The organism is Salinimicrobium oceani (assembly GCF_012037645.1).
Map to the genome: position 1 here is coordinate 1 of NZ_JAAVJR010000724.1, position 430 is coordinate 430.

Genomic DNA, 430 nt, shown 5'->3' on the forward strand with positions numbered 1-430 from the left:
TTTCTATTAAAGGAGCAGAAAAAGCTTTAGAATATGAAGTAGCCAAATCCCACAAGATGTTTGAGGATGCTTTAGAAGCTTCGGGGTTGGATTATACGATCATAAGACCGGTAGGTTTCTTTTCAGGTTTAAATGATCTTGCCATTATGGCGAAAAGAAAGGTAATTCACATAGTAGGGGATGGTCACGCCAAAACGAATAGTATTGACCAAAAGGATCTTGCTAAGGTGGTGGTGTCTGTGCTAAGGGAAGGGCCAAAGATCAAAGAAGTTGGTGGCCCTTTAATCCATACCCGCCGCGAAATGGCCGAAATGATCGAGAACAGGATAGGCGGAAAGATCATTGAGGTCCCCGAAAAGGTAGCCGAATGGGGTATGTTTCTGCCCGAATTGGTAGATGATGATATTTCAGCTAAACTCAAATATTTCAA

Annotated in this window: 1 protein-coding gene; it reads left to right on the forward strand. The window is 42.3% G+C overall.

The window, feature by feature from the left end:
* The coding region (locus tag HC175_RS19080) for an SDR family oxidoreductase (protein ID WP_168139747.1) at nt 1-430 on the forward strand (430 nt) is incomplete at both ends.